Source organism: Bacillus sp. JJ1521, assembly GCF_036965165.1.
GTDB lineage: Bacteria > Bacillota > Bacilli > Bacillales > Bacillaceae_L > Ferdinandcohnia.
In genome coordinates, this window is record NZ_JBALOX010000171.1 from 1 (window position 1) to 3,187 (window position 3,187).

Sequence of the window (3,187 nt, forward strand, 5' to 3'; positions counted from 1 at the left end):
CGCGATCGGATGTGACCCATAGTTGTCTATGAGTTTCCAAGTTGTGGTTGTTAAACTACCTTTTGCGTTTCTTTGTACTAGTAGTGAACCACCCGCTTGGCCAATCCATCCTTGAAAGTATCCAGACACAATCTTACTGTTTTCTGTAATATTTTCATTTCCGAACATGTAGACAACACGCCCCATTGTCCCACCTAATTTATTATAATTGCTGAATGGAATGATATATTCCGGGAATAGATTTTCAAACTCCCAACCCATTTCGTAATTAAGAGGGATTGATTCAAAATAGGTCTTGTCTACATAATTAAAGGATGATGTTCTATCCCAACTTTCGCCTTGGGCTAACTGGCGGAAGGTAAATTGCCCCTTATCTAGAAGACGGTCTCCATCCTCTGCTAAGAACAACACTCTACCACCCAAACGATAGTACTCAAGTACATCTTTATCTAAAAATGAAGTAATAACAACTTCTGCATTTTCAAAGCTGTCAGCGATTTGCATTCCATTTGATCCCAAATGCGATACAAACCCTTCACCCATCTTATATGGGAATACAGTAAACTCAAGAGCCTTATTAACCGGTGAAATCGTAAATTCCTCTTCATTCTTTGCTACAACTTTATTCTCAATCTGTAAGCTCACTTGGATTGTAACAGCTTCTGATTGATCAAGCTTTGGAGTTGTAAATTGAATTGCATTTGGTAATTTCACAAAAGGCTTTCTACCTTCATCTATTTCAATCAAACCCGATAGATTGGTATTTGTGATTTCCCACTTGATAACTCCCTTTAATTCTTTCAAATCATGATTCGAAAGAATAATATCCCATGATTGTTCGATTCCACACCATTGATTTCGTTCGACTCCATCGACCATGACAACAAGGCTACCATTGAAATCTCCTGCGTGCTCAAAGCCTTCCTTCATTTCTCGAGTGTAATCTAGCCAACCATTAGTTTCCCATTCTACATCGGTGAATTCTGTAATTACATATCCATTAATTTCCGGTCGTTTCCGCATTTCCTCTATAAGATTTTTTACCGAACGATACATTCTACGTTGAGAATAATGTGATAGATTTTCAAGATCACCGAATATCCGATCCAGTTGGTATTTATCAAATTTATCAAATGCATTTAAAGGTCTTTTAAAATCTTTTCGATGGGTATCATCGCCTAGATTCTCGAACCAAGAAGGCTCTCCTTTGTAATAATCGATTAATTTTTGAACACTAGGCAGCCCCCATACACCAAATTCCGAAACTATGATAGGTTCTCCATTTGATTCATATCCTTTTACAAAGTTTTTAGTAGGATTTCCAATCAAATAATCATCGATGTCTAATTTCCAATCCTTGTCTTGTTCTGGTGTCACAAAATATCTGTGATGGTCATTTATATCCGTTTTTACATGGGTCCATCCGGAATTATCACAAATCAAACGAGTTGGATCAAGTAACTTTATGTCATCAAACATATTCACGACATATTCTTGTTTCTCAACATCATTTGCTAAATCCCACTCAAGACCCCATTCTTCATTATACAGTGACCATATGATGATAGATGGGTGATTAAAGTCCCTCTCAATCATCGTTACTAATTCACTGTAAAATCGATTCCTACTCTGCTCAGACCATTTTATATAGTTAGGTGGCTCTGCCCAGATGAGCATTCCCATTCGATCCGCCCAATATAAATATTGTGGGATTTCTACTTTAATATGTTTACGTAACAGATTGAATCCCATTTCTTTGGCAAGCTTGATTTCATTTTGAATCCATTCATCAGATGGAGCTGTATAAATCGTATGTGGATAATAGGCTTGATCTAAAGCACCCCTAACAAATAACGGTTGATTATTTAATAGTAGCTGACCATTACTATATTCAATCTTTCTCATACCAAAGTATGTTTGATACTCATCTAGTAAGTTTCCAGTTGCAGCATCGTAAACTTGTACAATCATATCATACAAATGGGGATTCTCTGGTGACCATAAAACGGCATTTGCAAGACTAATTTTTTCTGATGCTTTACCATGATGAATAATACCACTTACTTCAGTTACATTTTCTTTTTCCATATGGTTTGCAATGGTATATCTCACCGTTACTCTATCTTGATAATCACCTGCTAATTGTACATTCGCCACAACAGTGCTGTCTTCAATAGAAGGAATAACATGGACATTTTTTATATAGCAATTCGTTCTGGATTCTATAAATACACCCTGCCATATTCCGCTCACCCTAGTATACCAACTACCCTGCTTACCAATCGGAATTTCTGCGTTATCTTGCGGATCATAAACCCGTACAGTAAGACTATTTTTTTCATTTACCTTGATTGATTCCGTTATATCAAACCCAAAAGGTGTAAAACCACCCTCATGCTCACCAATGTATCTGTCATTAATCCAAACCCTCGCTTGGAAATCAACTGCTTCAAAACAAAGGAAGATTTTTTTTTCGTTTTCAATATTGTCTAAAGTAAATTCCTTTTCATACCAAGCGGTCCCACAGTAATTCACATATTCTTCTTCCCTTTGCCAAATATGTGGAACTTCAACTTTAATAGCTTCTGGTAATCCAGTGGTATGCCAACTTTCTATCTCTCCTTGATCTTTAGGGTCAATTTGAAAGCCCCAAACACCATTTAAGTTTAATTTCTCTCTCATTTTACTTCCCCCATTATTTTATTCCCGTCATTGATATTCCCTTGATGATATGTCGCTGGAACAATAAGAACACTAACAATGCTGGGATACTCGCTAAGACGTTTGAAGCCATTGGTACTGCTAAGTCAGTTGCAAAAATACTTTGGAAAGTAGGTATACCTACTGGCAAAGTCATCATTTTTGTTTCCTGCGCTACCAATAATGGCCACAATAAATTATTCCATGATTGAACAAAAATAAAGATACTCACTGCCGCCATCGAACTTTTTGAAAGTGGTACAACAATTTTCCACCAAATTGTAAAGATACCAGCACCATCAATTTTAGCTGCTTCGAATAATTCATTCGGAATACCGTCAATAAATTGTTTTAGAATTAAAAATGCTAGCGGAAGCATCATACCTGGCCAAATAAGCGCTTTATAACTGTTCACCCACCCAAGGTCAACGATCATATTAAATAATGGAACAACAATTGATTCCATCGGTACCATCAATCCAGCCAG

2 protein-coding genes are annotated in these 3,187 nt (G+C 36.8%); both read right to left on the minus strand.

Going from position 1 to position 3,187, the window contains the following annotated elements; all coding sequences use genetic code 11:
- Positions 1-2,682: glycoside hydrolase family 2 protein (locus V7147_RS20210; RefSeq protein WP_335369612.1), on the minus strand; the 2,682-nt coding region annotated here is incomplete at its 3' end.
- A 13-nt stretch (positions 2,683-2,695) separates the two neighbouring features.
- On the minus strand, positions 2,696-3,187 hold a 492-nt coding region (locus V7147_RS20215), incomplete at its 5' end, for a carbohydrate ABC transporter permease (protein ID WP_335369613.1).